The organism is Pseudomonas sp. 2FE (genome assembly GCF_005503735.1).
In the GTDB taxonomy this organism is placed as follows: Bacteria; Pseudomonadota; Gammaproteobacteria; order Pseudomonadales; family Pseudomonadaceae; genus Aquipseudomonas.
The window spans coordinates 15211-41463 of the sequence record NZ_SCMO01000017.1; the positions used below are offsets into that span (position 1 = coordinate 15211).

The 26253-nt window shown below is 62.6% G+C and carries 26 protein-coding genes and 1 pseudogene; 11 read left to right on the forward strand and 16 right to left on the reverse strand.

All coding sequences use genetic code 11. From position 1 onward, the window contains the following. Positions 1–59 precede the first annotated feature (59 nt). Complete coding sequence (locus tag FFS12_RS19270) at positions 60–812, reverse strand: AraC family transcriptional regulator (protein ID WP_137818862.1); 753 nt, start codon at positions 810–812, stop codon at positions 60–62. Positions 813–970: 158 nt separating this feature from the next. On the opposite strand from FFS12_RS19270, the gene lon reads away from it, so the two are divergent. The 5 genes from lon to cmoB all read left to right on the forward strand — a co-directional run bounded on the left by lon (position 971) and on the right by cmoB (position 6662). Continuing rightward, entirely contained in the window at positions 971–3364 is a 2394-nt protein-coding gene (gene lon, locus FFS12_RS19275; RefSeq protein ID WP_137889274.1) for an endopeptidase La, read from the forward strand. Positions 3365–3615: 251 nt separating this feature from the next. Further along, entirely contained in the window at positions 3616–4011 is a 396-nt protein-coding gene (locus tag FFS12_RS19280) for a protease inhibitor I42 family protein (protein WP_137889277.1), read from the forward strand. A gap of 299 nt (positions 4012–4310) precedes the next feature. Continuing rightward, a complete protein-coding gene (locus tag FFS12_RS19285) occupies positions 4311–4883 on the forward strand; it encodes a hypothetical protein (RefSeq protein ID WP_137889279.1) in 573 nt (190 codons plus the stop codon). Positions 4884–4962: 79 nt separating this feature from the next. After that, positions 4963–5706 carry a carboxy-S-adenosyl-L-methionine synthase CmoA gene (gene cmoA / locus FFS12_RS19290; RefSeq protein ID WP_137889283.1) on the forward strand — a complete coding sequence of 248 codons (744 nt, stop codon included), beginning with the start codon at positions 4963–4965 and terminating at the stop codon, positions 5704–5706. After that, positions 5703–6662, forward strand: a complete 960-nt coding sequence (gene cmoB / locus FFS12_RS19295) for a tRNA 5-methoxyuridine(34)/uridine 5-oxyacetic acid(34) synthase CmoB (RefSeq protein ID WP_137889286.1) — start codon at positions 5703–5705, stop codon at positions 6660–6662. The genes cmoA and cmoB overlap by 4 nt, the downstream gene beginning before the upstream one ends. A gap of 141 nt (positions 6663–6803) precedes the next feature. On the opposite strand, the gene pdxJ is transcribed toward cmoB, so the two are convergent. From pdxJ to rpoE, 11 genes are all read right to left on the reverse strand, one after another. After that, positions 6804–7550, reverse strand: coding sequence for a pyridoxine 5'-phosphate synthase (pdxJ, locus tag FFS12_RS19300; RefSeq protein WP_137889288.1), 747 nt, complete (start codon positions 7548–7550; stop codon positions 6804–6806). After that, complete coding sequence (recO, locus tag FFS12_RS19305; RefSeq protein ID WP_137889291.1) at positions 7543–8241, reverse strand: DNA repair protein RecO; 699 nt, start codon at positions 8239–8241, stop codon at positions 7543–7545. Before recO ends, pdxJ begins: the two co-directional genes overlap by 8 nt. Positions 8242–8244: 3 nt before the next feature. Beyond that, entirely contained in the window at positions 8245–9147 is a 903-nt protein-coding gene (era, locus tag FFS12_RS19310; protein WP_137889293.1) for a GTPase Era, read from the reverse strand. Next, the gene (gene rnc, locus FFS12_RS19315) at positions 9140–9829 is read right to left on the reverse strand and encodes a ribonuclease III (protein ID WP_137889295.1); all 690 of its coding nucleotides are present in this window, start codon (positions 9827–9829) and stop codon (positions 9140–9142) included. Before rnc ends, era begins: the two co-directional genes overlap by 8 nt. Beyond that, positions 9826–10203: a DUF4845 domain-containing protein gene (locus tag FFS12_RS19320; protein ID WP_137889298.1), complete on the reverse strand. Its 378-nt coding sequence runs from the start codon at positions 10201–10203 to the stop codon at positions 9826–9828. The genes rnc and FFS12_RS19320 overlap by 4 nt, the downstream gene beginning before the upstream one ends. Before the next feature lie 104 nt (positions 10204–10307). Beyond that, positions 10308–11162: a signal peptidase I gene (lepB, locus tag FFS12_RS19325; protein WP_137889300.1), complete on the reverse strand. Its 855-nt coding sequence runs from the start codon at positions 11160–11162 to the stop codon at positions 10308–10310. 5 nt (positions 11163–11167) lie between these two features. Then, positions 11168–12967 (reverse strand): translation elongation factor 4, encoded by a 1800-nt coding sequence (gene lepA / locus FFS12_RS19330; RefSeq protein WP_137889302.1) that lies wholly within the window; start codon positions 12965–12967, stop codon positions 11168–11170. 152 nt (positions 12968–13119) lie between these two features. After that, entirely contained in the window at positions 13120–14550 is a 1431-nt protein-coding gene (locus FFS12_RS19335; RefSeq protein ID WP_171011924.1) for a DegQ family serine endoprotease, read from the reverse strand. Positions 14551–14724: 174 nt separating this feature from the next. After that, positions 14725–15678 (reverse strand): MucB/RseB C-terminal domain-containing protein, encoded by a 954-nt coding sequence (locus tag FFS12_RS19340; RefSeq protein WP_137889308.1) that lies wholly within the window; start codon positions 15676–15678, stop codon positions 14725–14727. A gap of 8 nt (positions 15679–15686) precedes the next feature. Beyond that, positions 15687–16286, reverse strand: a complete 600-nt coding sequence (locus FFS12_RS19345; RefSeq protein WP_137889311.1) for a sigma-E factor negative regulatory protein — start codon at positions 16284–16286, stop codon at positions 15687–15689. A gap of 31 nt (positions 16287–16317) precedes the next feature. Continuing rightward, a complete protein-coding gene (gene rpoE / locus FFS12_RS19350; RefSeq protein WP_137818878.1) occupies positions 16318–16899 on the reverse strand; it encodes an RNA polymerase sigma factor RpoE in 582 nt (193 codons plus the stop codon). Between the two features lie 375 nt (positions 16900–17274). On the opposite strand from rpoE, the gene nadB reads away from it, so the two are divergent. Further along, a complete protein-coding gene (gene nadB / locus FFS12_RS19355; RefSeq protein WP_137889313.1) occupies positions 17275–18891 on the forward strand; it encodes an L-aspartate oxidase in 1617 nt (538 codons plus the stop codon). Here nadB and FFS12_RS19360 read toward each other — a convergent pair. Beyond that, a complete protein-coding gene (locus tag FFS12_RS19360) occupies positions 18860–19312 on the reverse strand; it encodes a protein YgfX (protein ID WP_137889315.1) in 453 nt (150 codons plus the stop codon). The genes nadB and FFS12_RS19360 overlap by 32 nt on opposite strands. Next, the gene (locus FFS12_RS19365) at positions 19296–19550 is read right to left on the reverse strand and encodes a succinate dehydrogenase assembly factor 2 (RefSeq protein WP_137818881.1); all 255 of its coding nucleotides are present in this window, start codon (positions 19548–19550) and stop codon (positions 19296–19298) included. Before FFS12_RS19365 ends, FFS12_RS19360 begins: the two co-directional genes overlap by 17 nt. Positions 19551–19672: 122 nt before the next feature. Between FFS12_RS19365 and FFS12_RS19370 the strand changes: the two genes are divergently transcribed. The 3 genes and pseudogenes from FFS12_RS19370 (at position 19673) to FFS12_RS19380 (ending at position 21606) form a co-directional block, all read left to right on the forward strand. Beyond that, complete coding sequence (locus FFS12_RS19370; protein ID WP_137889317.1) at positions 19673–20614, forward strand: folate-binding protein YgfZ; 942 nt, start codon at positions 19673–19675, stop codon at positions 20612–20614. Positions 20615–20673: 59 nt separating this feature from the next. Next, positions 20674–20781 (forward strand): annotated as a pseudogene (locus FFS12_RS19375) (histidine kinase); the annotation flags it as partial. Positions 20782–20850: 69 nt separating this feature from the next. Then, on the forward strand, positions 20851–21606 hold the full coding sequence (locus FFS12_RS19380) for an ABC transporter substrate-binding protein (RefSeq protein ID WP_137889319.1): 756 nt from the start codon (positions 20851–20853) through the stop codon (positions 21604–21606). Here FFS12_RS19380 and FFS12_RS19385 read toward each other — a convergent pair whose 3' ends face one another. Both FFS12_RS19385 and FFS12_RS19390 read right to left on the reverse strand, forming a co-directional pair. Further along, positions 21607–22998, reverse strand: coding sequence for a sensor histidine kinase (locus FFS12_RS19385; RefSeq protein WP_137889321.1), 1392 nt, complete (start codon positions 22996–22998; stop codon positions 21607–21609). After that, positions 22991–23662: a response regulator gene (locus FFS12_RS19390; RefSeq protein ID WP_137818884.1), complete on the reverse strand. Its 672-nt coding sequence runs from the start codon at positions 23660–23662 to the stop codon at positions 22991–22993. The genes FFS12_RS19385 and FFS12_RS19390 overlap by 8 nt, the downstream gene beginning before the upstream one ends. 261 nt (positions 23663–23923) lie before the next feature. Between FFS12_RS19390 and FFS12_RS19395 the strand changes: the two genes are divergently transcribed. After that, positions 23924–25189 carry an OprD family porin gene (locus FFS12_RS19395; RefSeq protein WP_137889323.1) on the forward strand — a complete coding sequence of 422 codons (1266 nt, stop codon included), beginning with the start codon at positions 23924–23926 and terminating at the stop codon, positions 25187–25189. Between the two features lie 39 nt (positions 25190–25228). Beyond that, positions 25229–26215 (forward strand): tripartite tricarboxylate transporter substrate binding protein, encoded by a 987-nt coding sequence (locus tag FFS12_RS19400; RefSeq protein WP_137889325.1) that lies wholly within the window; start codon positions 25229–25231, stop codon positions 26213–26215. Positions 26216–26253 lie beyond the last annotated feature (38 nt).

Sequence of the window (26253 nt, forward strand, 5' to 3'; positions counted from 1 at the left end):
CCCTGGAGCAGGCTCAGAGCCAAACAGCGGCTAGCGACGGCGCTCGGCAGCGAGGCAACTCACTCGGCGCCGCGCAGGCGCTTGGGGGTCAGGCCGAGGTAGCGGCGCATCGCCGTGGTCAGCGCGCTCTGGCTGGAGAAGCCACACTCTTCGGCGATGCGGATCAGCGGCAGAGCGCTCTCGCGCAGCAACCGCGCGGCGCGGTCGAGGCGGGTTTTCAGCAGGTATTGGTGCGGGGTGAAGCCGACGCTGTCTTTGAACTGCGCATGGAAGTGGCTGGGGCTGAGGCAGGCCACCTGCGCCAGTTCGGCGACGCTGATGCGCCGCGCCAGGTGCTCGCCGATGTAGGCATCCAGCCGCTCGACATTCAGCAGGCCCACCGCCCGCTTCGCCTGCTCGCCAAATAAGCGCAGGTGCAGCGCCCGCAACAGCACGCCCCCGAGGGCGCGGGCCAGCTGCGGATCGCTGCCATAACGGGCCAACTCGGCGCCGGCATAACTCAGCAGGTTTTGAAAGTCCGCGTCCAGCGCCGGGTAGCGCGGCGTGTCGAACAGGTGGCCGAGCAGTTCCAGGTCTTCCGCCGAGTTGCCCTGCTCATCCAGATCGAGGATCAGCATGCGGTTGTCGCCGACCCCGGCGAATTGATGTTCGGCATCGCCCGGCACCAGGCAGGCGCGCATCCGACACACCTCACCGCCGCGGCCATTGACCTCAAACTCGGCACGACCGGACAACGACATCACCAACTGGTGATGGTCGTGGGCATGTTCGTGGGCTTGGTCGTCCAGGCGGATCAGGCGGGCTTTGAGCATGGCGGCTGCTGGTCAAATTTTGCGCAGTTTACGGGAGTACAGCGGCTTTTCCCAGCAACCACCGACCCGCGTAAAGACCGCGTTCACAACGGCACGGGGATTGAATTACCTCGACCGCCAACCCATCTACCCTTCATGTAGTCATGACAAGGTGCCGCATGAACGATCAGCACATCACCCCGGACATAGTCGAAGACGCCGCGCACGCCCACAGCCAGAGCCTCGCCCTGCCCGACCAACGGCTGCCGCAGCGCCTCTATGTGATCCCCATCCACAACCGCCCGTTCTTCCCGGCGCAGGTGCTGCCGGTGATCGTCAACCAGCAGCCCTGGGCGGAAACCCTGGCGCGCGTGGTCAAGACCGAGCACAAGAGCCTGGCGCTGTTTTATATCGACACCCCGCCGGCAGATGCCAGCGGCTTCGACCCGGATAACCTGCCCGAGCACGGCACGCTGGTGCGCATCCACCATGCCTCCGAGGAAGGCGGCAAATTACAGTTCATCGCCCAGGGGCTGACCCGCGTGCGCATCCTCGGCTGGCTCAGCCGCAAACCGCCCTATCTGGTGGAGGTCGAGTACCCGCAGAGCCCGAAAGAGTCGAGCGATGAGGTGAAGGCCTACGGCATGGCCTTGATCAATGCGATCAAGGAACTGCTGCCGCTCAATCCGCTGTACAGCGAAGAGCTGAAGAACTACCTCAACCGTTTCAGCCCGAACGACCCCTCGCCGCTGACCGACTTCGCCGCCGCCCTGACCAGTGCCCCCGGCACCGAGCTGCAAGAAGTGCTGGACTGCGTGCCCATGCTCAAGCGCATGGAGAAGGTGCTGCCGCTGCTGCGCAAAGAGGTGGAGGTGGCGCGCCTGCAAGGTGAGCTGTCGGCCGAGGTCAACCGCACCATCGGCAAGCACCAGCGGGATTTCTTCCTCAAGGAACAGCTCAAGCTGATCCAGCAGGAACTGGGGCTGACCAAGGACGACCGCAGCGCCGATATCGAGCAGTTCCAGCAGCGCCTGGAAGGCAAGACCCTGCCCGAGCAGGCGCGCAAACGCATCGACGAGGAGCTGAACAAACTGGCGATCCTCGAAACCGGCTCGCCGGAATACGCCGTCACGCGCAATTACCTGGACTGGGCCAGCGTCATTCCCTGGGGCGTTTACGGCCAGGACAAGCTCGACCTCAAGCACGCGCGCAAGGTGCTCGATCAGCAGCATGCCGGGCTCGACGACATCAAGGAGCGCATCCTCGAGTTCCTCGCCGTCGGCGCCTTCAAGGGCGAGATTGCCGGCTCCATCGTCCTGCTGGTGGGCCCGCCAGGGGTCGGCAAGACCAGTATCGGCAAGTCGATCGCCGAAACCCTCGGCCGGCCGTTCTATCGCTTCAGCGTCGGCGGCATGCGCGACGAGGCGGAGATCAAGGGCCACCGCCGTACCTACATCGGCGCCCTGCCCGGCAAGCTGGTACAGGCCCTAAAGGACGTCGAAGTGATGAACCCGGTGATCATGCTCGATGAGATCGACAAACTCGGCGCCAGCCACCAAGGCGACCCGGCCTCGGCGCTGCTGGAGACGCTCGACCCGGAGCAGAACGCCGAGTTCCTCGATCACTACCTGGACCTGCGCCTGGATCTGTCCAAGGTGCTGTTCATCTGCACCGCCAACACCCTGGACTCGATCCCCAGCGCGCTGCTCGACCGCATGGAAGTCATCCGCCTGTCCGGTTACATCGCCGAGGAAAAACTCGCCATCGCCAAGCGCCACCTGTGGCCCAAGCAATTGTTGAAAGCCGGGGTGCCGAAACAGCGCCTGGCGATCAGCGACAGCGCGCTGAAGGCGCTGATCGAAGGCTATGCCCGCGAGGCCGGGGTGCGTCAGCTGGAGAAACAGCTGAGCAAACTGGTGCGCAAGGCGGTGGTCACGCTGCTGGAGCAACCTGACGCCAAGCTGAAGATTGGCCCGAAGGATCTCGAAGGCTACCTCGGCATGCCGGTGTTTCGCAGCGAGCAGCTGCTCTCCGGCGTCGGCGTGCTCACCGGTCTGGCCTGGACCAGCCTGGGCGGCGCCACCTTGCCGATCGAGGCCACGCGCATTCACACGCTGAACCGCGGCTTCAAGCTCACCGGTCAGCTCGGCGCGGTGATGAAGGAGTCGGCCGAGATCGCCTACAGCTACATCAGCTCGCACCTGAAGGCCTACCAAGGCGACCCGACCTTCTTCGACCAGGCCTTCGTCCACCTGCACGTGCCGGAAGGCGCGACGCCGAAGGACGGCCCCAGCGCGGGCGTGACCATGGCCAGCGCGCTGCTCTCGCTGGCGCGTAACCAGGCGCCGAAGAAGGGCGTGGCGATGACCGGCGAGTTGACCCTCACCGGCCATGTCCTGCCGATTGGCGGGGTGCGCGAGAAGGTCATCGCCGCGCGGCGGCAGAAAATCTTCGAGCTGATCCTGCCGGAAGCCAACCGTGGCGACTACGCCGAGCTGCCGGACTACCTCAAGGCCGGCCTGACCGTACACTTCGCCAAGCGCTATGCGGATGTAGCCAAGGTGCTGTTCTGATCGCCAAGGCGCATTTGTAGCCCGGAAAAACCGCACGGCGGCGTAACCCGGAACTGGGTTGTGGACAACCCGGCGCGCGATCCAGGCTACGAATGCTCAGTGCCTTGAGGTTATGCTGGCCTAGTACCTCGACACACAAGTTTCGGACGAGTCCTGGCGGCGTTTTTTGCCACCAAGCAGCGTTGCCACTCGCCATCCCTTCGCCAAACTTATGTGCCAAGGTACTCGTTTTAAACCGACAGGAACTGTTTATGACTGCTGCCCGCCTGCTCTTAGCCCTCGCTCTCAGTCTGCTCGCCGCCTGCGCGCAGCAGCCCCGCAACGTCACGCTGCAACAGAACCAGCAAGACGACTGCCCGCTGAAGCTGCACAGCGGGCAACAGCTGACCCTCACCCTGGCCAGCAACCCCACCACCGGCTTCCGTTGGCAAGTCAAGGACGCCGCGCCCGGCGTGCTGCGCAGCCTGGGGCCGGAGGTCTACAGCAACCCGGAGGACGCCGGCCTGGTCGGCAGTGCCGGACAGTCAACCTGGCGCTTCCAGGCCGCCAACCCGGGCGACGGGCGCTTGCTGCTGCTCTACCAGCGGCCCTGGGAAGTGGATGTCGCACCGGCCAAGACCTTCGACTGCCAGATCAGCGTGCAATAAGCCGCCCGCCAAACGTCTATGGGCCCGTTCCTACAAAAATCCGCCTGTGGTTTTGCGCCATGGCTGGGCATAGTCGCCGCTCAAACAAGCGCTGAGGGTCGAATATGCGCTGGCTGATAGTGGCGTTGATCGGCGCGCCCTACGCCATCGTCCTCAGCTATTGGTTGGGCCAGTGGAGCATCACGGCCTCGGCGATCCAGCGTCTGCCGCGTTAACCTGCTGTCTCAAAAATGAAACGGCAGCCGCTCGTTAAATCGTCTATAGCAAATAGGGAGAGAACTGAATCGGGGGAGAACATCATGGGCGGCGGTAGGTGCGGTGCGGTTGCGGTTCTCTCGGCAGTATTACTGGCTGGCTGCACTAGCTTACTGCCGAGCGAGTATGCGGAGACCATCTCGCCCTTCGGTGATTATACGGATACCGAGATCCGCTATTCCCAGGCGCTGCCCGGCATCACCACCCGCTCCGAGCTGTTCTCCCTGGGCTTCGACCCACTGACCCAGGGCAATGGGCGCATGCTGTCGTTTATCGACGTGCGCCTGATGTTCGTCCAGCCGAATGTCCCCCTCGACTACCTGCCGGACGGCATAATGCAGTGCCTGGAGGCCAAGGACCGCTGCATCGGCTATGCCTTCGAGTTCTCCAAGACCGATACCCAACGAGTCGGCAGCTTCTGGGCCGACGTGCTCAACTTCCGCAAGCAGCGCGAGTTCTATGGCTGGGCCTTCCGCACGGTCTTCGTGCTGGTCGATGACAAGCTGGTGCACAAGGTCAGCAGCGGCGAGCCGAACATTCGCCGCTTCGAGGTCAAGCGCAATCCACTCGGCCCGATGCAGGGCGCTGGCGAGTTCTTTTCCGACCAGTTGAAGTAGCTATCTAAGGGTATGGGTATGGCTGTGACCCAGTCTTGGCTAAAATGCCGGCCTCTTCGTTATCGCCTTCGGAACCACCGTGAGCAAAGAACCCGACCGCCTCTTCGCACAACCCCGGCCCCACGTTCAGGACTTCGCCTTTAACGAGGCCGTGGTGCGGGTGTTTCCGGACATGATCAAGCGCTCCGTACCGGGCTACCCGACCATAGTCGAGAACATCGGCGTGCTCGCGGCGCAATTCGCCCAGCCGCACAGTGTGCTGTATGACCTCGGCAGTTCGTTGGGCGCGGTCACGCAAGCACTGCGCCGGCATGTGAAGAGCGAGGATTGCCGGGTCATCGCGGTCGACAACTCCAGCGCCATGGTCGAACGCTGCAGTGAATACCTGCACGCGCAAGACTCGATGTTCCAGGAGTTGCTGCCGGTCGAGGTCATCGAAGCCGATATCCTGCGCCTGGAGTTCCGGCCGACTTCGCTGGTGGCGCTGAACTTCACCCTGCAATTTATCCAGCCCGAACAACGCCTGCCCCTGCTCAGCCGGATTCGCCAGGCCCTGCTGCCGGGCGGAGCGCTGATCCTCTCGGAGAAGTTGCGTTTCAACGATGCCGAAGAACAGGCGCTGCTCACCGACCTGCATATCGCCTTCAAGCGCGCCAACGGTTACAGCGAGCTGGAAATCGCCCAGAAACGCAGTGCGCTGGAAAACGTGATGCTCCCCGATAGCCTCGAAGAACACCGTGAGCGCCTGTTGGCCGCCGGCTTCAGCAGAGTCGTGCCCTGGTTCCAGTGCCTCAACTTCGCCTCACTGATCGCCCTGCCATGATCGACCTCGCCCCCCTCGCCCGCCGCCTGGCGGACAGCCCCTTGGCCAGTTGGGCTGCGGGCCTGCAACAGCAGTTGGACAACAAGCTGGAGATCGGCCACGGCGACCTCGAACGCTGGCAGGGCGCACTGGATGCCTTACCCGCGCTGACGCCGAGTCGGGTCGAACTGCGCGAACGCTTGCAACTGGACAGCGACTGCGATGCAACCAGCCGCACGCAGTTGCGCCAGGCGCTGCTTGGCCTGTCGCCCTGGCGCAAAGGGCCGTTCGAGCTATTCGGCGTGCAGATCGACACCGAATGGCGCTCGGACTGGAAGTGGACGCGGGTCGCGCCGCACCTCGACCTCAGCGGTAAGCGCGTGCTGGATGTCGGCTGCGGCAACGGTTATTACCAGTGGCGCATGCTCGGCGCCGGCGCCGAGAGCGTGATCGGTATCGACCCCAACTGGCTGTTCTTCTGCCAATTCCAGGCGATCCAGCGCTATCTACCGGAATTGCCGGTCTGGCACCTGCCGTTTGCCCTGGAAGAGCTGCCGGAAAAACTCGAAGGCTTCGACACGGTGTTCTCCATGGGCGTGCTCTACCACCGCCGCTCGCCCATCGACCATCTGCTGGCGCTGAAAGACTGCCTGGTCAAAGGTGGCGAACTGGTGCTGGAAACCTTGGTGGTGGCGGGCGATGCGCAGCAGGTGCTGGTACCGGAAGACCGCTACGCGCAGATGCGCAACGTCTGGTTCTTGCCCTCGGTGCCGGCGCTGGAGCTGTGGTTGCGGCGTGCCGGCTTCGTCGATGTGCGCTGCGTCGATGTCAGCGTCACCAGCATCGAGGAGCAACGCAGCACCGAATGGATGCGCTATCAGTCCCTAGCGGACTTCCTCGACCCCAGCGACCACTCGCGCACCCGCGAAGGCTTGCCCGCGCCGATGCGGGCGGTGCTGACCGCCCGCAAGCCTTGAGATGAACCGATTGCTTGCCACTGCGTAGGGCGTACTCGCGGAGCAGTACGCCTTGGCAAACGGCGGACTGTTCGCTTCGCTCCTGAGCCCGCCCTACGTAGAGTTTGCGCTGTACCCGAGCCAACTCGCGGCTGGCGGCTTCTAGCGCCGGCCGGCGGCGGCGACTATCAAGTGCTTCATCTCCGCCACGGCCGCTTTAAAACCAACGAACAGGGCGTGCGCAACTAGCGCGTGGCCGATATTCAGTTCATTGATGCCGGCGATTGCGGCGACCGGCTCAACGTTGTGATAGTGCAGGCCGTGGCCGGCGTTGACGATCAGGCCATGGGCCAGGGCGCAAGCCACGCCATCGCGTATCCGCGCCAGCTCACGCGCAGCCTCAGCCGGAGTATGGGCATCGGCATAGCGCCCGGTATGGATCTCGATCGCCGGCGCCCCCACCCGCTTGGCCGCTTCGATCTGCCGCTCATCGGCATCGATAAACAACGAAACCTCACTGCCCACCTTACTCAGACGCTGCACCGCTGCGCGGATACGGGTTTCCTGCCCGAGCACATCCAGGCCGCCCTCGGTGGTCAGCTCGGCGCGGCTTTCCGGCACCAGGCACACGTGTTCGGCGCGAAGGCTCTCGGCGAAAGCGAGCATGTCGTCGGTCACCCCCATCTCGAAGTTCATCCGCGTCTGCAGGGCGTCCTTCATGATGCGCACGTCGCGTTCCTGGATGTGCCGACGATCTTCACGCAGGTGCAGGGTGATGCCATCGGCACCCGCCTCTTCGGCATCCAGTGCCGCCTTCAGCGGATCGGGATAACGGGTGCCGCGCGCTTGGCGCAGGGTAGCGACGTGGTCGATGTTCACACCCAGCAGAATTCGGTTGGCATCAGTCACGGTTCGGCTCCTTGAGCGTCATAAAGAGTTCGCGGCTGACCAGAGGTCGGCCGCCTAGATGGGGGGCTAGGGCCTGGCGCATCAAGCGTTTGGCCGCCGCCAAGGCGCCCGGGGCAGACCAATCGGCGTCGGCCATGGCCAGCAGCTCCGCACCGTGGAACAGGCCCGGCTGCAGCTGCGCCACCGGCTCCAGACCGGCATCCGGCTGCAACCGATACAGGCCATCCGGCGCGATCGGCTGACCGCGGAGGTCCTCAGCCAGGGCAAAACCATAACCCAGCTCATCCAGCAGGCGCCATTCGAATGCACGCAATAGCGGCTCCAGCGGCCGACCGGCCGCCAGCGCCGCCAAGGTCGCGCCGTAGTGCTCGAACAGAATGGGCTGCGGGTCTTGCGCCGGCAGCAGGCGAATCAGCAGTTCGTTCAGATAGAGACCACTGAACAGGGCATCGCCATGCAGCCAGTGAGGGACACCGGCGCTTTCCAGACGGCCAACATTTTTCAACTCGCCACGGCCGCGGAACTCGACTTCCACTGGCACGAAAGGCCGCGCCAAGGTGCCGGCCTTACCGCGCGCACCGCGCAATACCGCCCGCAGACGCCCTTGCGGGGTGAGGAAGTCCACCAGCGCGCTGCTCTCGCGGTAGGCCCGGCTGTGCAGGACAAAAGCCGGTAGCGCGCTGCTTGGCATGCGTTAGATGTCGGAGTAACCCAGGGAACGCAGGGCCCGCTCATCGTCGGACCAGCCGCCTTTCACTTTGACCCAGAGATTGAGCATCACCTTGGAGTCGAACAGCACTTCCATGTCCTTGCGCGCGTCCATGCCGATGCGTTTGATCCGCTCGCCTTTGTCGCCGATGATGATTTTCTTCTGCCCATCGCGCTCGACCAGAATCAGCGCATGGATGTGCAGGGTTTTGCCCTGCTGCTTGAACTCTTCGATTTCCACCGTGATCTGGTACGGCAACTCGGCACCCAGCTGACGCATGATCTTCTCGCGCACCAGCTCGGCCGCGAGGAAACGGCTGCTGCGATCGGTGATCTGGTCTTCCGGGAAGAAGTGCTCGTTCTCCGGCAGATGCTGAGCGATCAAGCCTTCCAGGGCTTCGAGGTTGTGCCCATGCTGCGCCGAGATCGGCACGATTTCCGCGTTTGGCAGTTGCAGCTGCAACCACTCCAGGTGCGGCATCAATTCGGCCTTGTCTTCGATCCGGTCAGTCTTGTTGATCGCCAGAATCACCGGGCCTTGGACATACTGCACACGCTCGAGAACCATCTGGTCCTCTTCGGTCCAGCGGGTACGGTCGACCACGAAGATCACCACATCGACGTCTTTCAACGCCGCCGAAGCGGTCTTGTTCATGTAACGGTTGAGGGCTCTCTCACCATTCTTGTGCATGCCGGGGGTGTCGACGTAAATAGCCTGGACATTGCCCTCGGTCTTGATCCCGAGCATGTTGTGGCGAGTGGTCTGCGGCTTGCGCGAGGTGATCGCCAGCTTTTGCCCGAGGATATGGTTGAGCAGCGTGGATTTGCCCACGTTGGGGCGGCCGACGATGGCGACATAGCCACAGCGTGTTGCAGGTGAATCAGTCATGGCCGTTCTCCACGCCGAGGGCAATCAGTGCTGCCGCGGCCGCCACTTGTTCGGCGATACGGCGGCTGGCACCCTGCCCTACGGTCTTGTCATTCAATAAGGTGATCTGGCACTCGACGACAAAGACTCGGCAGTGCGGCTCGCCCTGGATATCCACCACTTCATAGCGCGGTAGCTCGCAGGCGCGCGACTGCAGGAACTCCTGCAGGCGGGTTTTCGGATCTTTGTTGGTATCGACCAGCGTCAGGCCATTCAGTTCAGAGGTTAGCCAGGCCAGTACCCGCTGGCGCGCGGCATCCATCCCGGCATCCAAGTAAATGGCGCCGATCAGGGCTTCCAGGGCATCGGCCAAAATCGATTCCCGCCGAAAACCACCGCTCTTCAACTCGCCGGAGCCGAGACGCAGGTACTCACCCAGGTCGAAACCGCGAGCCAGCACCGCCAGAGTCTCACCTTTCACCAGCCGTGCGCGTAAACGCGACAACTGGCCTTCGCGCGCCAGCGGAAAACGCTCGAACAGCGCTTCACCGGCGACGAAGTTGAGGATGGCATCGCCGAGGAACTCCAGACGCTCGTTATTGCGTCCGGCGAAGCTGCGATGGGTTAGCGCCAGGATCATCAGATCCTGGTCTTGAAAGGTGTAGCCGAGCTGACGCTCGAGGCGGCTTAGCGATGCGCTCACGGCATACGCACGCGGAATTCTTTGTCGAAACGCGCCACCAGATCGAGATTTTCGATCAGGGCTTCACGCTTTTCATACTTCAGGTGCGCGCGGAACTCGTTGTTCTCGACTTTCACCACGAGGGCCTTTTCCAGATCAAAATCACGGATGCTGTTGACCTGCAGGCCTTTACCGACGTGCGCGTAAAACTCACCCACGCTGCGGATATTTGCGGCTTTATCCGTTTCGACCGACCTAATGATTTTTTCCAGCGACTTGTAGTCCAGGTAGTGCGGGATCATCTTGAACGCCGTGCTGGCAAAGAATGCCACCACCGCCAGCACCATCAGCCAACCTAGAACCGACAAACCTTTCTGCGAACGCGCAAATGTCATGATCGACCTCAATGTCAGAGTTATTGGAAAGTCTTAAGCCCCACGGGCAAGACTATATATAGCGCGCGGCGCCGTCTTGAACAGCGCCGCAAATAGTCGAAAAGTCAGCGGATCAGGCCAACTCGGGAGAAGTTCGGCAGGTTGTGCAGTTTCGGATCGGACCAGCTCAGCCATACCGCGATGGCTTTGCCGACGATATTCTTGTCCGGCACCATGCCCAGCAGGTTCTTGGGAATCTTCGGATCGTTCCAGTAGCGGCTGTCGTTGGAGTTGTCGCGATTGTCGCCCATCATGAAGTAGTGCCCTTGGGGCACCGTCCATTCCCGGCCTGGCTCGGCGCGGTAACGGCTCATTTCCTTACGGATCAGATGCTCGGCTGCACCCAGCTTTTCCTGATAAAGCACGGCACTGCCCAGCGAGCCCGGTTCTTCACCGACGAGTTGCTCCGCTACCGACTGGCCATTGACGAACAGGCGCTTATCACTGCCGTAGCGAATTTTATCGCCGGGCAAACCGACTACCCGCTTGATGTAGTTGATGTTCGGCTCGCTCGGGTAGCGGAACACCATCACATCGCCGCGCTGCGGGTCGCCCACCTCAATCACCTTGGTATCCAGCACGGGCAGGCGGATGCCATAGGCGAACTTATTGACCAAGATGAAATCGCCCACTTCCAGCGTCGGCTTCATCGAGCCGGAGGGAATCTGGAACGGTTCGATCAAGAAGGAGCGCAAGACCAGGACGATGGCCAGTACCGGAAAGAACGACTTGCCGTACTCCACCAGGAGCGGCTCCCGGTTCAGTTGTTCGAGCACCATGTGGTCGGGCTCGCCGACCTGGCCCTCATAAGCGCTGATCGCAGCTCGCCGACGCGGCGCCAGCAACAGCAGATCGAACAAGGCCAAGACGCCGCAGACGGCCACGGCGATGACTAACAACAGCGGAAAATTCAGCGACATAGTCCTTAACCATCCAACCTGAGCACCGCAAGGAAGGCTTCTTGTGGAATCTCCACGTTGCCCACTTGCTTCATCCGTTTTTTACCAGCCTTCTGCTTCTCCAGCAGTTTGCGCTTACGGCTCACATCGCCGCCGTAGCACTTGGCTAGCACGTTCTTCCTGAGCGCTTTTACTGTGGTGCGCGCGACAATCTGCCCACCGATCGCGGCCTGAATGGCCACATCGAACATCTGCCGCGGGATCAGCTCTTTCATCTTCTCGGTCAATGCACGGCCTTTGTAGTGCGCATTGTCGCGATGCACGATCAGCGCCAAGGCATCGACCTTGTCGCCGTTGATCAGCACGTCCAGCTTGACCAGGCTAGCCGATTGATAGCGATCGAAGTGGTAGTCCAGCGAGGCATAGCCGCGGCTGGTGGACTTCAGCCGGTCGAAGAAGTCCAGGACCACTTCGTTCATCGGCAGGTCATAGGTCACTTGTACCTGAGTGCCGAGGAACAGCATGTCGTGCTGCACGCCACGCTTTTCGATACACAGGGTAATGACGTTGCCCAGGTGCTCCTGCGGAACCAGAATATTGGCCCGCACGATGGGCTCGCGCATGTCTTCGATCGCCGACAGATCCGGCAACTTGGACGGGTTATCGACGTAGATCGTTTCACCGGTCTTGAGCAGCAACTCGAAAATTACCGTGGGCGCGGTGGTGATCAGATCCAGGTCGTACTCACGCTCCAGGCGCTCCTGAATGATCTCCATGTGCAGCATGCCGAGGAAGCCGCAACGGAAGCCGAAGCCCAGTGCGTCGGAGCTTTCCGGGGTGTATTGCAGGGAAGAGTCATTCAACGTGAGCTTTTGCAGGGCTTCACGGAAGTCTTCGAAGTCGTCGGAGCTGACCGGAAACAGGCCGGCGTAGACCTGCGGCTGAATGCGTTTGAAACCGGGCAGCACGTCGACATCCGGCGTGGAGCTCAAGGTCAGGGTGTCGCCAACCGGCGCGCCGTGAATGTCCTTGATACCGGCGATGATGAAGCCTACTTCACCGGCTTTCAGGTCAAGGGTAGCGGTGTGTTTCGGGTTGAATACGCCGACGCTGTCCACCAGGTGGATCTTACCGGTGGATTTGACCAGAATCTTGTCGCCCTTCTTCACGCGACCGTGGCGCACGCGAACCAGGGAGACTACGCCCAGGTAGTTGTCGAACCAGGAGTCGATGATCAGCGCTTGCAGCGGGTCTTCGATGTTGCCGGTGGGTGCCGGAATGGTGTGCACCAGGCGCTCGAGCACTTCATCGACGCCCAGACCGGTCTTGGCACTGCAGGTCACCGCATCGGTGGCATCGATACCGATGATTTTCTCGATTTCTTCTTTGACGCGGTCTGGATCAGCCTGCGGCAGGTCGATCTTGTTCAGCACCGGCATGACCTCGAGACCTTGCTCGATAGCGGTGTAGCAGTTGGCCACGGACTGGGCCTCTACACCCTGACCGGCATCGACCACCAGCAACGCACCTTCACAGGCCGCCAGCGACCGGCTGACTTCATAGGTGAAGTCGACGTGCCCGGGGGTGTCGATGAAGTTCAGTTGGTAGGTTTTACCGTCTTGCGCCTTGTAATACAGGGTAACGCTGTGGGCCTTGATGGTGATCCCACGCTCACGCTCCAGGTCCATGGAGTCCAGCACCTGAGCTTCCATTTCGCGCTCGGCCAGGCCCCCGCACATCTGGATGAAGCGGTCAGCCAGGGTCGACTTGCCATGGTCAATGTGGGCGATGATGGAGAAATTACGGATATGACTCAGGTCACTCACGGATCAACACTCAAAAAGGCCGCAGGCAGACTGCCCGCCGAAAAATAGCCGGGAAGTGTACCCGATCAGCGCTCGGGGCGTCACGTTTAGCTGCCGACCGGTGCCCATGCAAAAGGGCGGTAAAGACCGCCCTTTTCGCCTACCCAGCTGATTTATTCAGCCAGTTTGAAGGTGATGAAGCTAGCCCGCCCCTCGCGCAGAACCCGCATCGAGACCGAGCGATTTTTCGGCAAGGCCTGGGCCACCAGTGTGAAAGTCTTGGCCGAGTCGATCGCCTGATTGTTCAGATGAGTGATCACATCGCCCGGACGTAGACCGATCAGCGCGGCAGGCCCCTCCAGCACCTCCTTGATCACCACGCCGCCCTTGAGGTCGAGGCCCTTTTTCTCCTCGGCGGTCAATTCAGCAACCCTGACCCCCATCCGGTTAATGCTGCGCTCCATCCCCGGCATACCGGTCGCAGCAAGCTCTTCACCCTCTGCCGGCAAGGCGCCGATAGTCAGTTGCAGCGTCTTGCGAGTACCCTCGCGAACCACTTCGAGGTTGGCTTTGGCGCCCGCCTTCAAGCCCCCGACCAGATGCGGCAGATCGGCAGACATGATGATCGGTTGGCCATTCAGGCTGAGAATCACATCACCCACCTGCAAGCCACCTTTGGCCGCAGGGCCATCTTCCAGCACCTGCGCCACCAGCGCACCGGCCGGTTTCTCCAGGCCAAAAGACTCAGCCAGGTCTTTATTGACTTCCTGAATCACCACACCCAACCAGCCACGACTGACCTTGCCTTCGGTTTTCAGCTGATTAGCCACATCCATCGCCACATCCATCGGAATGGCGAAGGACAAGCCCATAAAACCGCCCGAACGGGTGAAAATCTGCGAGTTGATCCCAATCACCTCGCCGGCCAGGTTGAACAGCGGCCCACCGGAGTTACCCGGATTGATCGCCACGTCGGTCTGGATAAAGGGTACATAGCTTTCATTCGGCAGGCTGCGGCCCTTGGCACTGACGATGCCGGCAGTCACCGAGTGATCAAAGCCAAACGGCGAGCCGATGGCCAACACCCAGGCGCCCACTTTCAGATCATCCGATTTACCCAGCTTGACGGTCGGCAGACCCTGGCCTTCCACCTTGAGCAGCGCCACATCGGTGCGCGGATCGGCGCCGATCAACTTGGCTTCCAATTCACTGCGATCGGACAAGCGCACGATGATCTCATCGGCACCCGCCACCACATGATTGTTGGTCAGCACATAACCATCGGCCGAGATGATGAAACCCGAGCCCAGCGATTGCGCCTCACGCTGCCGACCATTGCCTGGATTACGCGGTGCTGGCGGCATGTTGCGTTCGAAAAACTCACGCAGCATCGGTGGCAGACCTTCCAGGTCCGGCATTTGCTGCTGACCTGGAGCGGCGGCTATCCGCTCCGGCACTTTCTGCCGGGTACTGATGTTCACCACGGCCGGCGCCGCGTCCTCGACCAACTCGGTAAAGTCCGGTAATTCGGCACGCGCAACCGCCGCCTGACTCAGCAACAACAGCGTGAGCAGCGCAGACAGACCATATTTCAGGCTAAGCATCGACATTCAGCTCCAATCCAGAACCAACAAAATAAACTCAGAACGAACCGGCAGACCCAGTGAGCATGGCGCGCAACACTATCGGCTGCAACGCGAGAGCGTCTGCACTGCGCCGATTCCACCAGCGCAGCGAAAACCAGGCCACGGCGGGACCGCCCACCCCCAACTCTTCGATCATGGCGTGGCTTGCGCCGCACCAGCACGCATCGACAGGGCCACGCGCTCAGCGGTACCCAGGGGGATTTCGCCAACCACGGTAACCATCACGTCACCATCGACCGTCGACATGCGTTTGGACACCGCCACGGTTGGTCCCAATTGACTACGCGCATCCTCTACCGCGGCGCCGTGCAGAGGCTCGAGAAACACCGAGAAACGCGCCAAGCCATCGCCATACATCAAACATGCGACAGGCTCGGCCGAAGCCGGGCTACGTCGCTCCAGCACGCTATTCAAATTGAAGCCCGGCGGTAACCACTCCGAACGCCAGGCATTCGGTTCTATGGCTTGCGCCTCAGCAAAATGCACGGGCTGGCAATTAGCGCTCGGCTGCAACGCGTCATCCAGCGGGGCCGTGGTATCTAGGCTAGAGAACTGAAAGCGCTCAAGCAGCTGCCCCTTCTCATTCAACAGCAGGGATTTCAACGGCAGGCCAGTCTCACGATCCAGATGGAGCTCGAAACCATAGCGGTGTTGATCACGCGGCAGAACCGCCACCACCACGGCTGCACGCCCCGCCACCCGCGACTCGCCAAGGATGCGCAGGTCATACCAGGCGGCGAGCTGTTTGGGATCCAGCGCTCGAGCCGGCCAGCTCTGGCCATCGGAGACCTGATCAGCCAAGGCACCACTCACGCACTGAGTACGGCCATTCACCCGCAATACTTCCTGAACCGGGCCATCCAGCTGCAGCAAGCGCTCACGCACTTCGCCGTCGCCGGTGCTGTCAACCCGGTGCCAAATACTATGAGTGGAGAAGCTACCGTTACGCTCGTAGACGAACGTCCCTTGAAAGTTTTGCCGCTGCTCCGCCTCGGCGAGGCGGTTCAGCCAATCTTGCGCATCAGCCGCCTGCACTGGCAGGGCCAGCCAGCTACCCAGCAGGAGAGAGAAAGGGATGGCGCGCATGATCCTCCTCAGCGGCTTTCCAGGCTGGCCGCGCGGGCATAGGGCAGCACGCTGTCAGTGCCACTCAGGGCCGCCTGCTGCGCATGTTGGCGCAAGTAGGTTGGTAGACGCTGTTCATGCCAGCTCAACTGCGCTCGCCGAGCGTCATTCGCCTGCGGGGCTGGAGCCTGTTCAACACCCTCACTATAGCCGGCCAATAGCGCCGCGGAGCCTTGCATCTGCGGCAGCGTCGGCTGCACGCCTTGTTGGGCCAACTGGGTGCCCGTGAGCTCATCCTGGTTATACAGGCGCACACCGGCCAACACCGCCAGCGTGACCGAGGCGGCCACCGCCAAGCGGCCGAGACCGCGCCAACGTGCCGCGACCGCGGCGACAGGTGCGACAAGCGGAACAACCTCATCGGCCAGCGCCGCCGAAACCGCCGCCGCAATATCCAAGCGGGGCTCGAGCAACTCTTTATGCATGACCGCGCGGGCGATCTGGTAACGCGACCAAGTAGAGCGTAACTCCGCGTCGTCACTGGCGCTGAGCACGCGACGCAACTCCAACTCATCCGCCTCGTTATCCATTACCGCGGACAGCGATTCCTGCAGGGCTTCACGACTCATGGCGGTTCCTCTCTTGGCTAGCGCCGCTGTCTCAGGCTTCCTGCAACAAAGGCTGCAGGACTTTATCGATGGCTTCCCGCGCTCGGAAGATACGTGAGCGCACAGTCCCCACTGGACACTGCATGACGCTGGCAATGTCCTCATAACTTAGACCATCGAACTCGCGCAAGGTCAGGGCCGTGCGCAGATCTTCAGGCAACTGCTGGATGGTTTGATGCACCGCGCGCTCGATCTCATCGCGCAGCATCAAACGTTCCGGCGATTCGATGTCCTTGAGGGCATGATCGCCCTCATAGAACTCGGCATCCTCGGCACTTACATCACTCTCTGGCGGCCGCCGACCGCGCGACACCAAGTGATTCTTCGCCGTGTTAATGGCGATGCGATACAGCCAGGTATAAAAGGCGCTGTCACCGCGAAAATTAGCCAGTGCTCGATAGGCCTTGATAAAGGCCTCCTGGGCAACATCCTGAGCCTCATGAGGGTCGTGCACGAAACGCACTATCAACCCGAGAATCTTGTGCTGATACTTCAGCACCAACAGATCAAAAGCCCGCTTGTCGCCACGCTGTACCCGCTCGACCAGCTGCTGATCATCTTCCTGGGTTAGCATGAACACTCCTCGTTAAGTTCGGAGGGATGCTGCACCAGCAAGCGAATCGTCTTGCCAAGATAGACTCGGGTCTTGCGCAAAAGTTCTCCCCCCAAACAAGCTTCCGTACAGAAACACATCTGTCTTGCACGGAGTCGCGCAGCACGGCATGGCGCCGGCTGCGCGGATAATCTTGTCACCGGTTTTCGCCGCAGTGATAACGTGCGATATGAGCCACAGACACTACAGCGAAACCGGCGTTGTCCCTTTCTGGGTAACCGCCTATGGAACCCGGGAGACTAAGAAAGTTCCCAAACGCCATACACCGTCATAAGCCCGCTATTGTGCCGCCCACCCCACCTATATACTAGGGGCCGCTTTTTGCGGAATCCGAACATGAGCCAACATTATCAGCACGACGTCCTGGTCATCGGCAGCGGTGCAGCCGGCCTGACTTTGGCCCTTACCCTGCCTGCCCACCTGCGCATCGCGGTGCTCAGCAAGGGCGACCTGACTAACGGCTCGACCTACTGGGCGCAGGGCGGCGTAGCGGCTGTACTGGATAATGCCGACACCGTCGAGTCGCATGTCGGGGACACGCTTAACTCCGGCGCCGGCCTCTGCCGTGAAGATGCCGTGCGCTTCACCGTAGAGCACAGCCGCGAGGCGATCGAATGGCTGATCGAGCAAGGTGTGCCTTTCACCCGCGATGATGAGACCGCGCGCGAGGACGGTGGCTTCGAGTTTCATCTGACCCGCGAGGGTGGCCATAGCCATAGGCGTATCATTCACGCCGCCGACGCCACCGGCGCCGCCATCTTCAACACCTTGCTGGCTCAAGCCAAGCAACGCCCGAACATCGAACTGCTGGAGCAGCGCGTCGCGGTCGATCTGATCACCGAGCGCAAACTCGGCTTACCCGGGCATAACTGCCTCGGCGCCTACATCCTCAATCGCGCCAGCGGTGAGGTCGACACCTATGGCGCGCGCTTTACCGTGCTGGCCAGCGGGGGCGCCTCCAAGGTTTATCTGTATACCAGCAACCCGGACGGTGCCTGCGGCGATGGCATCGCCATGGCCTGGCGCGCCGGTTGCCGGGTCGGCAATCTGGAGTTCAATCAATTCCACCCGACCTGCCTGTACCACCCGAAGGCCAAGAGTTTTCTGGTGACCGAGGCCATACGTGGCGAAGGTGGCTTGCTCAAGCTGCCCAATGGCGAGCGCTTCATGCAGCGTTTCGACCCACGCGCCGAGCTGGCCCCGCGCGACATCGTGGCGCGGGCCATCGACCATGAGATGAAACGTCTCGGCGTCGACTGCGTGTACCTGGATATCAGCCACAAGCCGGCGGACTTCGTGAAGGCGCACTTCCCGACTGTGTATGAACGCTGCCTGGACTTTGGCATCGACATCACCCGCGAAGCCATTCCGGTGGTGCCGGCCGCGCACTACACCTGCGGTGGCGTGGTCGTCGACCAACACGGCCACACCGATGTGCCGGGCCTATACGCGATTGGTGAGACCAGCTTCACCGGCCTCCACGGCGCCAACCGGATGGCCAGCAACTCGCTGCTGGAATGCTTCGTCTATGCCCGCTCGGCGGCCGCCGACATTCTCCAGCACTTGCCGCACACCCCGACACCGCAAGCGCTGCCGAGCTGGGATGCGAGCCAGGTGACCGATTCCGACGAGGACATCATCATCGCGCACAACTGGGACGAGTTGCGGCGCTTTATGTGGGACTACGTGGGCATAGTGCGCACCAACAAGCGCCTGCAGCGCGCCCAACACCGGGTACGCCTGCTGCTGGATGAAATCGACGAGTTCTATAGCAACTACAAAGTCAGCCGCGACCTGATCGAGCTGCGCAACCTGGCGCAAGTCGCCGAACTGATTATCAGCTCGGCCATGCAACGCCACGAGAGCCGTGGCCTGCACTACACCCTGGACTACCCGAAGCAACTGCCCGAAGCACACGACACTATCCTGGTGCCGCCCATCTACGGCGAGTGAATTTCAGCCGAACCCGCAAACGCCGGTGAATCTCCGGCGCCAGCGCATCGCGCGGGATACACAGGCCGCGCACCCGCCACTCGCCCGCCAGACGAAAGCGCAACACCACCGCCAGCGGCAACGCCAGACTATCCGGGCGCAGCTGGACGGCTTGCCAGCCGTTCTGCGCATTCCACAGCTGCCAGCCGTCGGCGTCATGCCGCAGGCCACGAAACGCCGTCGCATCACTCAGCAAAATCTGCCGCGGCAGCACCCAGGCCGCATGCGCCAGGCACAACAACAGCCCGAGCACACGCGCCCAGAGTGGAATTTCCGCGAAAACCAGCGCGCCCAGCGCAGCGACCTGCGCCGCCAGATAAACCGCCAGCAGCAGCCGCGAGGCGCGCCAGCGACATTCGAAGACCTTACTTGGGCTGGACACGATCCAAAATCATCCGAACCATGCGGCGCAGATCGGCGTCTTCCGGCTCGCCGCGCTGCATAAACCAGCCAAACATGTCCTGATCCTCGCACTCCAGCAACTTGCGGTAGCGTTCCCGATCTGCCGCGTCGAGGTTGGGGTAAACCTCTCTGACGAAGGGCACCAACAGCACATCCAGCTCCAGCATGCCGCGGCGGCTATGCCAAAAGAGTCGGTTGAGTTCAATAGCGTCGACCATGCGAGCGGCTCCTGCAAAATAGACCGGCAGTATAACGGTGCAGAGCGCTCACCGGCACCCGCTGACAAGCTCTTGGCTGAGCCCTATGATGGGCCCCCAGACTTTTTACTCAGCGACTCTCAATGGCCGACTCCGCTTTTTTCTGCACGCTGCCCCACGAGGGCGTTCTCGCCGTCCGCGGCCCTGACGCCAGCAAGTTCCTCCAGGGCCAGCTGACCTGCAACCTCAACTACCTTAACGCCACCACGGCCAGCCTCGGTGCCCGCTGCACGCCCAAAGGGCGCATGCTGTCGAGCTTTCGCATCCTGACGGACGGCGACGGCTATCTCCTGGCGATGGCCAGCGAACTGCTCGAGTCGCAGTTGGCCGAACTGCAGAAATACGCCGTTTTTTCCAAAGCCAAACTCGGCGATGAAAGCGCCCGCTGGGTGCGCTTCGGCCTGTGCGGGTCCGATGCCGTGCTGGCCGAGCTGGGCCTGGAGTTGGCACCGCAAGCCGACCACGTGGCGCGTGGCACCGACTCGATCGCCATCCGCCTGGCCGACGGCCGCGCCGAGCTCTGGGCTCCCGCCAGTGCCCACGAATCCCTGCAAGCCCGCCTCGCCGCGCACGTGCCGCAAGCACCGCTCAATAGCTGGCTGCTCGCCCAGGTGCGCGCCGGCATCGGCCAGGTCGTGGGGGCTACGCGCGAACTGTTTATCCCGCAGATGCTGAATTTGCAGGCCCTAGGCGGCGTCAGTTTCAAGAAAGGCTGCTACACCGGCCAGGAAATCGTCGCGCGCATGCAGTACCTGGGCAAACTCAAGCGGCGCCTGTATCGCTTGAGCCTGGACGCCGGCGAACTACCGGCAGCGGCCACCGAACTGTTCTCCCCGGTTCACCGCTCAAGCGTCGGCGAGGTGGTGCTGGCGGCTCACGCGGAAAACGGCATCGAGCTGCTCGCCGTGCTGCAGGAAGATGCAGTGAGCGACGGCCGTATCCGGCTCGGCAGCGAAGATGGTCTGGCGCTCAGCTTGTTGGAATTGCCCTATACGCTGGACTCCAATCGCGAGATCCAACGCTAACCCTACCCAGTCAGGCGGCCAGCTTTCCAAGCGCCGCCTTTCCCAGAGACATAGCCATGAGCCAGGCGCCCGCCTTCGCCAAGCTCGGCCTCGCCCCGCGTGCCGATTTGCAGGCGAATGAAGACCTCGCCGCCGCCATGGAAGCGGCGATGGGCATGTTGCAATAAGACCAGCCGGGCGCAGAGCGGCCTCGGCCACTAGACTTGGAAGTGGTCCTGTTCGGGTGAATGTATCCGATGCGCCACTTGCTCCTGCTGCTGTCATTGGTGTTCAGCGGCCTCCTGGCTGCAGCTGAAGTGCGCCTGACCAATGGTGAATGGCCGCCCTACCTCGGCCAACAGCTACCGCACCAAGGCGTGGCCTCGCGCATAGTCGCCGAAGCCTTTGCCCTGGAGGGGGTCGAGGTACACTGGGAGTTCTACCCCTGGGTCCGCGCCTTGAAGCTGGCCGAGCGCGGACAACGCGCCGGCACCGCCGTCTGGCGGAGCAGCCTGGAGCGCGAGCGGGCCTTCTATATCAGCGAGCCGGTGGTGGAAAGCGCCTATCACTTCTTCCATCGCAAAGACCGCGCCTTCGACTGGCAGCAGGTGGATGACCTGCGCGGCCTGCGCATCTGCGCTACCCGTAGCTACTACTACGGCGCAGCCTTCCAGCAGGCCGAGGCCGAAGGACGCCTGCGGGTAAACCGGTTGACCAGTGACGAGCAGTGCCTCCACCAGCTTTTGGCCGGGCGCATCGATGTGTTCCCGATGGACAAGGTGGTCGGTCTGGCCATGCTGCAAGAGCACTTCGGCGCAACCGAACGGGACCAGCTGAGCATCCACCCCAAGCCGCTGCACAGCGACAGCCTGCACCTGCTGCTGTCGCGCGAGGTACTGGGCAATGCCGAGCTGATGGTCCGTTTCAACCGTGGCCTGGCCCGGCTGCGGGCGAGCGGCAAGATCGCTCAGTACCTGCAGGAGATCCAGCAGCCGCTGAGCCCCGCGCCCTGATCAGCGCGCTTCGGGCGGGAATTCCACCCGTACCCGCAAGCCGCCGGCCGCCCCGGTATGCAGGCTGATGGTCGCCAGATGGGCGCGGCAGATTTCCCCGACTATCGCCAGCCCCAAGCCGGCGCCACTGCCTTGCGGGCTGCGCCTATAGAAACGGGCGAAGACCTTGTCCCGCTCCTGCGGGGGAATCCCCGGGCCGTCGTCCTCCACCTCCAGCACGCCCGGCTCGAGCACCCGCAGAATCACATTGCCGCCTGCGGGCGTATGCGCCAGGGCGTTGTCCACCAGGTTGCACAGCAGCTCGTTGAGCAGGGTCGGCTCGCCACGCAGCCAGACCGGCTGCTCGGCTTCCAGCGCCAACGACAAGCCACGGGCATGGGCCAGCGGGGCCAGCGCCAGACCCAATTCGCGAGCCAGCTGACTGAGGTCGATACGCTGCGCTCCACCCTCGGCGATAGCCCGCGCCCCGCTTTCGATCCGCGCCAGCGACAGCAGCTGATTGGCCAGTTGGGTCAGGCGTTCGGTGTTCTGTGCCGACTCTTCCAGGGTGCTGCGCCAGACCTGCGGCTCCTGCGCGCGCAGGCCTAACTCCAGCCGCGCCTTGAGCGCCGCCAACGGCGTGCGCAATTCGTGGGAAGCCTCGGCGATGAAGTGCGCCTGCCGCTCGAATAAACCGCGCAGCCGGGCATTGAACTGATTGAGAGCGCTGACCAACGGCTGCAACTCGCGCGGTAACGGCGCCTCCGGCAGCGGACGCAGATCGTCGCTGGCGCGCTCGGCCACCGCCCGGCGCAAACTCTCCAGCGGGCGCAGCGCGATGCTGACCGCCAGCCACACCAGTACCAGCGCGCTGAACGACAGCAAGCCCATGCGCCACAAGGTGCCGAACAACAAGTCGCGAGCCATGCGCTCGCGTGCGCCCTGGGTCTCGGCCACACGAATTTCGGCGACGCCATTGAGCTGCGGCTCGCTCACCGGCTGCAACAGGCTGACCACCCGCACGCCCTGGCCGCGGTACTGCGCATCATAGAAGCGCGCCAGCGCCGGATAATCATCGGTCCGTGACGTGCCCGGCGGGGCAGCCGGCAGATCCTCGTAACCGGAAACCAGCGCACCGTTCAAATCCAGCACCTGGTAGTAGATGCGCCCGGCGCTGTCGTAGGCAAAGGTGTCCAGGGCGACGTAGGGCACATTGGCCTTGAGCTTGCCGTCGTCGGCGTACAAGCCATCGGCAATCGCCCGCGCCGAGGCCAGCAAGGTGCGGTCATAGGCCGTGTCCGCGGCGCGCCGGGCACTCCAATAGGCGCTCAAGCTGCTGAGCAACAGAATCAGCGCCAGCAGCAGTGCCAGGCGGCGTAACAGTCGCCCGCGCAGGCTGCCCGGTTCAGCCACCGATGGGCTCCAGCAGGTAGCCCAAACCGCGGAACGTGACGATGTGCACGCTGCTGCCCTCAAGCTTCTTACGCAGGCGATGGACGTAGATCTCGATGGAGTCGGCGCTGGCTTCTTCATCCAGACCAAACACCTGAGCCGCCAGCTGCTCCTTGCTCATCACCCGCCCCGGCCTGGCGATCATGGCCTCCAGCACCGCTTGTTCCCGGGAGGTCAAACTGAGGATGTCGTCCAGCAAGCTGAAACGCCGGGTGCCCAGGTCATAGACCAGATCGCCACAGCGCTGCTGTTGCTCGCCACCGAGCACGCTGCGACGCAGCAGCGCCTTGACCCGTGCCTCAAGCTCGCTCAGCTCGAAGGGCTTGGCCAGGTAATCGTCAGCCCCCAGATTCAGCCCATGCACGCGGTCTTTCACTTCGCTGCGGGCAGTCAGCATCAGCACCGGCAGGGTCTTGCCACGTCCGCGCAAGCGGGCCAACACCTCGAAGCCATCCATCCGCGGCAGGCCGATGTCGAGAATCGCCAGGGCGTACTCTTCGCTGCTCAGCGCCAGGTCAGCGGCCACCCCGTCGTGCAGCACATCCACCGTCCAACCGGCACTCTTCAATGCCTGGGTCACGCTTGCCGCCAGTTGCGGATGGTCTTCGACCAGCAGAATTCGCACCGCCACCTCCACTAAAGCCTGAGTCAAAAACCGCTGCCGGCAGCGCTACCCGCACTATTCAAGGGCCGGAGTTTACAGGCGCAGCGCGCCCTGTGAATGACCAAAATGCCAGCCAACGCTGGCCGTTGAAAAACTTTTAGCGCTGAAAGCTTGGCGAAAGCTTGCCCCCCTAGCATCGGCTTAGGGTGGCTCGAACCACCCACCAAAACGGTTCGCACAGTGGTGTGCCGCCGTAACAAAAACAACAATGGATACCACACGATGCTGACAGCCTCACGCCAGGCACTGCCGCCTGCACATTTGCTTAGCCTAGCCGTCACCGCGACCCTGCTCGCCCCCGTCGCCCACGCCGACTTTATCGAAGACAGCAAGGCCAGCCTGTCCACCAGCAACATCTACCTGAACCGCGACTTCCGCGAGGGCGACGGCCAGAACAAGCGTGAGGAATGGGGCCAGGGCTTCATTCTCGACATCCAGTCCGGCTATACCGACGGCACGCTCGGCTTCGGCCTCGACGCCCTGGGCATGCTCGGCCTGAAGCTGGACTCCGGCGGCGGTCGCACCGGCACCGACCTGTTTCCGGTACAGGACGACGGCGGCACCCCGGACGAGTTCAGCCGCCTGGGCCTGACCGCCAAGGTCAAGGTCTCCAGCACCGAGCTACGCTACGGTTCGCACGTTCCCGAGTTGCCGGTGGTCAAGGCCAGCGACAGCCGCCTGTTGCCGCAGGTCTTCGAAGGCGGCCTGCTCAGCTCCTCCGAGCTGGACGGCCTGACTTTCACCGGCGGGCGCCTGGACAAGGTCATCGACCGCGCCTCGAGCAACTCCGAGGACCTGCTGCTCAACAGCAAGAACAAGCGCTTCGCCCGCGGCGTGAGCAGCGATCACCTGGACCTGGCCGGCCTCGACTACCAGTTCGCCAAGGGCCTGACCGGGCGCTACTACTTCGCCGAGCTGGACGACATCTACCGCCAGCACTTCTTCGGCCTGCTGACCAGCCACCCGTTGGGCGCCGGCACCCTGTCCGCCGATCTGCGCCTGATGCTCAGTGACGATACCGGCGCATCGAATGCCGGCAAGATCGACAACCGCGCGCTGAACGGCATGCTTAGCTACGCCATCAGCGGCCACAAGCTCGGCCTCGCCTACCAGGACATGCGCGGCGACACCGGCTATGCCTATATCGACGGTAGCGACCCCTACCTGGTCAACTTCTCGCAGATCAACGACTTCGCCAATGCCGACGAGCGCTCCTGGCAAGCCCGTTACGACTACGACTTCGCCAGCCTCGGTCTGCCCGGCCTGAGCTTCACCACCCGCTACGTCAGCGGTGACGACGCCCGGATTGCCGGCAGCGACGACACCGGCGGCGAGTGGGAACGCGACATCGAGCTCAAATACGTGGTGCAGAGCGGCACGCTGAAAAACCTCTATGTACGCCTGCGCAATGCCAGCTTCCGCTCCGACTTCGCCCGCGATGCGGACGAGAACCGTGTGATCGTCGGCTACAGCCTGCCGATCTGGTAACGCTTGACCCACAATAAAACTCCACAGGAGATCCAGCCCATGAAAACTGTCCTGACCCGCATCGCCTTAGCGGCAACCTGCCTGGCATTTGCCGGCCCGTTGCTGGCCGACTCCGCTGAACCCAAGCGCCCCGAGTGCATCGCCCCGGCCGCACCCGGCGGCGGTTTCGACCTGACCTGCAAGCTGGCGCAAAGCGGCCTGCTGGACGCCAAGCTGCTGAGCAAACCCATGCGAGTCACCTATATGCCAGGCGGCGTCGGTGCGGTGGCCTATAACGCCGTAGTCGCGCAACGTCCGACCGATGGCAACGCCATAGTCGCCTTCTCTTCCGGGTCGCTGCTCAACCTGGCGCAGGGCAAATTCGGCCGTTTCGACGAGAACGCCGTGAGATGGCTGGCGGCGGTCGGCACCAGCTATGGCGCTATCGCGGTGCGCAGCGACTCGCCGTACAAGACCCTCAACGATCTGGTCAAAGCACTCCAGGAAAACCCGGACAAGGTGGTGATCGGCTCCGGCGGCACCGTCGGCAGCCAGGACTGGATGCAGACCGCACTGATCGCACGCGCGGCCGGCATCGACCCGCGCAAGCTGCGCTATGTCGCCCTGGAAGGCGGCGGCGAAATCGCGACCGCCCTGCTCGGTGGGCATATTCAGGTCGGCAGTACCGACATCTCCGACTCCATGCCGCACGTCCAGAGCGGTGGCATGCGCCTGCTCGCGGTGTTCGCCGAAGAACGCCTGCCAGAAGCGGCGATGGCCAATATCCCGACCGCCAAGGAACAGGGCTACGACATCGTCTGGCCCGTGGTGCGCGGTTTCTATCTCGGGCCAAAAGTCAGCGACGCCGAGTACAACTGGTGGAAGGACGCCTTCAACAAACTGCTGGCCTCCGATGATTTCGCCAAGCTGCGCGACCAGCGTGAGCTGTTCCCCTTTGCGATGACCGGTCCGGAACTGGATACCTACGTGAAGAAGCAAGTCGCCGACTACAAGCTGCTGGCTAAGGAATTCGGCCTGATTCAATAAACGGCCGCGCGCTGGCCAGCCATGCCTCTCAATTTTCG

Excerpts from the sequence above, each read along its gene's own strand:
- cmoB (WP_137889286.1), top strand. The coding sequence starts at position 5,703 with ATGATCGACCTCGCCCCCCTCGCCCGCCGCCTGGCGGACAGCCCCTTG.
- FFS12_RS19270 (WP_137818862.1), bottom strand. The coding sequence starts at position 812 with ATGCTCAAAGCCCGCCTGATCCGCCTGGACGACCAAGCCCACGAACAT.
- FFS12_RS19335 (WP_171011924.1), bottom strand. The coding sequence starts at position 14,550 with ATGCTTAGCCTGAAATATGGTCTGTCTGCGCTGCTCACGCTGTTGTTG.
- FFS12_RS19285 (WP_137889279.1), top strand. The coding sequence starts at position 4,311 with ATGGGCGGCGGTAGGTGCGGTGCGGTTGCGGTTCTCTCGGCAGTATTA.
- FFS12_RS19340 (WP_137889308.1), bottom strand. The coding sequence starts at position 15,678 with ATGCGCGCCATCCCTTTCTCTCTCCTGCTGGGTAGCTGGCTGGCCCTG.
- lepB (WP_137889300.1), bottom strand. The coding sequence starts at position 11,162 with ATGTCGCTGAATTTTCCGCTGTTGTTAGTCATCGCCGTGGCCGTCTGC.
- lon (WP_137889274.1), top strand. The coding sequence starts at position 971 with ATGAACGATCAGCACATCACCCCGGACATAGTCGAAGACGCCGCGCAC.
- FFS12_RS19365 (WP_137818881.1), bottom strand. The coding sequence starts at position 19,550 with ATGGTCGACGCTATTGAACTCAACCGACTCTTTTGGCATAGCCGCCGC.
- recO (WP_137889291.1), bottom strand. The coding sequence starts at position 8,241 with ATGCCAAGCAGCGCGCTACCGGCTTTTGTCCTGCACAGCCGGGCCTAC.
- FFS12_RS19400 (WP_137889325.1), top strand. The coding sequence starts at position 25,229 with ATGAAAACTGTCCTGACCCGCATCGCCTTAGCGGCAACCTGCCTGGCA.
- nadB (WP_137889313.1), top strand. The coding sequence starts at position 17,275 with ATGAGCCAACATTATCAGCACGACGTCCTGGTCATCGGCAGCGGTGCA.
- rpoE (WP_137818878.1), bottom strand. The coding sequence starts at position 16,899 with ATGCTAACCCAGGAAGATGATCAGCAGCTGGTCGAGCGGGTACAGCGT.
- era (WP_137889293.1), bottom strand. The coding sequence starts at position 9,147 with ATGACTGATTCACCTGCAACACGCTGTGGCTATGTCGCCATCGTCGGC.
- FFS12_RS19370 (WP_137889317.1), top strand. The coding sequence starts at position 19,673 with ATGGCCGACTCCGCTTTTTTCTGCACGCTGCCCCACGAGGGCGTTCTC.
- FFS12_RS19380 (WP_137889319.1), top strand. The coding sequence starts at position 20,851 with ATGCGCCACTTGCTCCTGCTGCTGTCATTGGTGTTCAGCGGCCTCCTG.
- FFS12_RS19320 (WP_137889298.1), bottom strand. The coding sequence starts at position 10,203 with ATGACATTTGCGCGTTCGCAGAAAGGTTTGTCGGTTCTAGGTTGGCTG.
- FFS12_RS19345 (WP_137889311.1), bottom strand. The coding sequence starts at position 16,286 with ATGAGTCGTGAAGCCCTGCAGGAATCGCTGTCCGCGGTAATGGATAAC.
- FFS12_RS19280 (WP_137889277.1), top strand. The coding sequence starts at position 3,616 with ATGACTGCTGCCCGCCTGCTCTTAGCCCTCGCTCTCAGTCTGCTCGCC.
- FFS12_RS19395 (WP_137889323.1), top strand. The coding sequence starts at position 23,924 with ATGCTGACAGCCTCACGCCAGGCACTGCCGCCTGCACATTTGCTTAGC.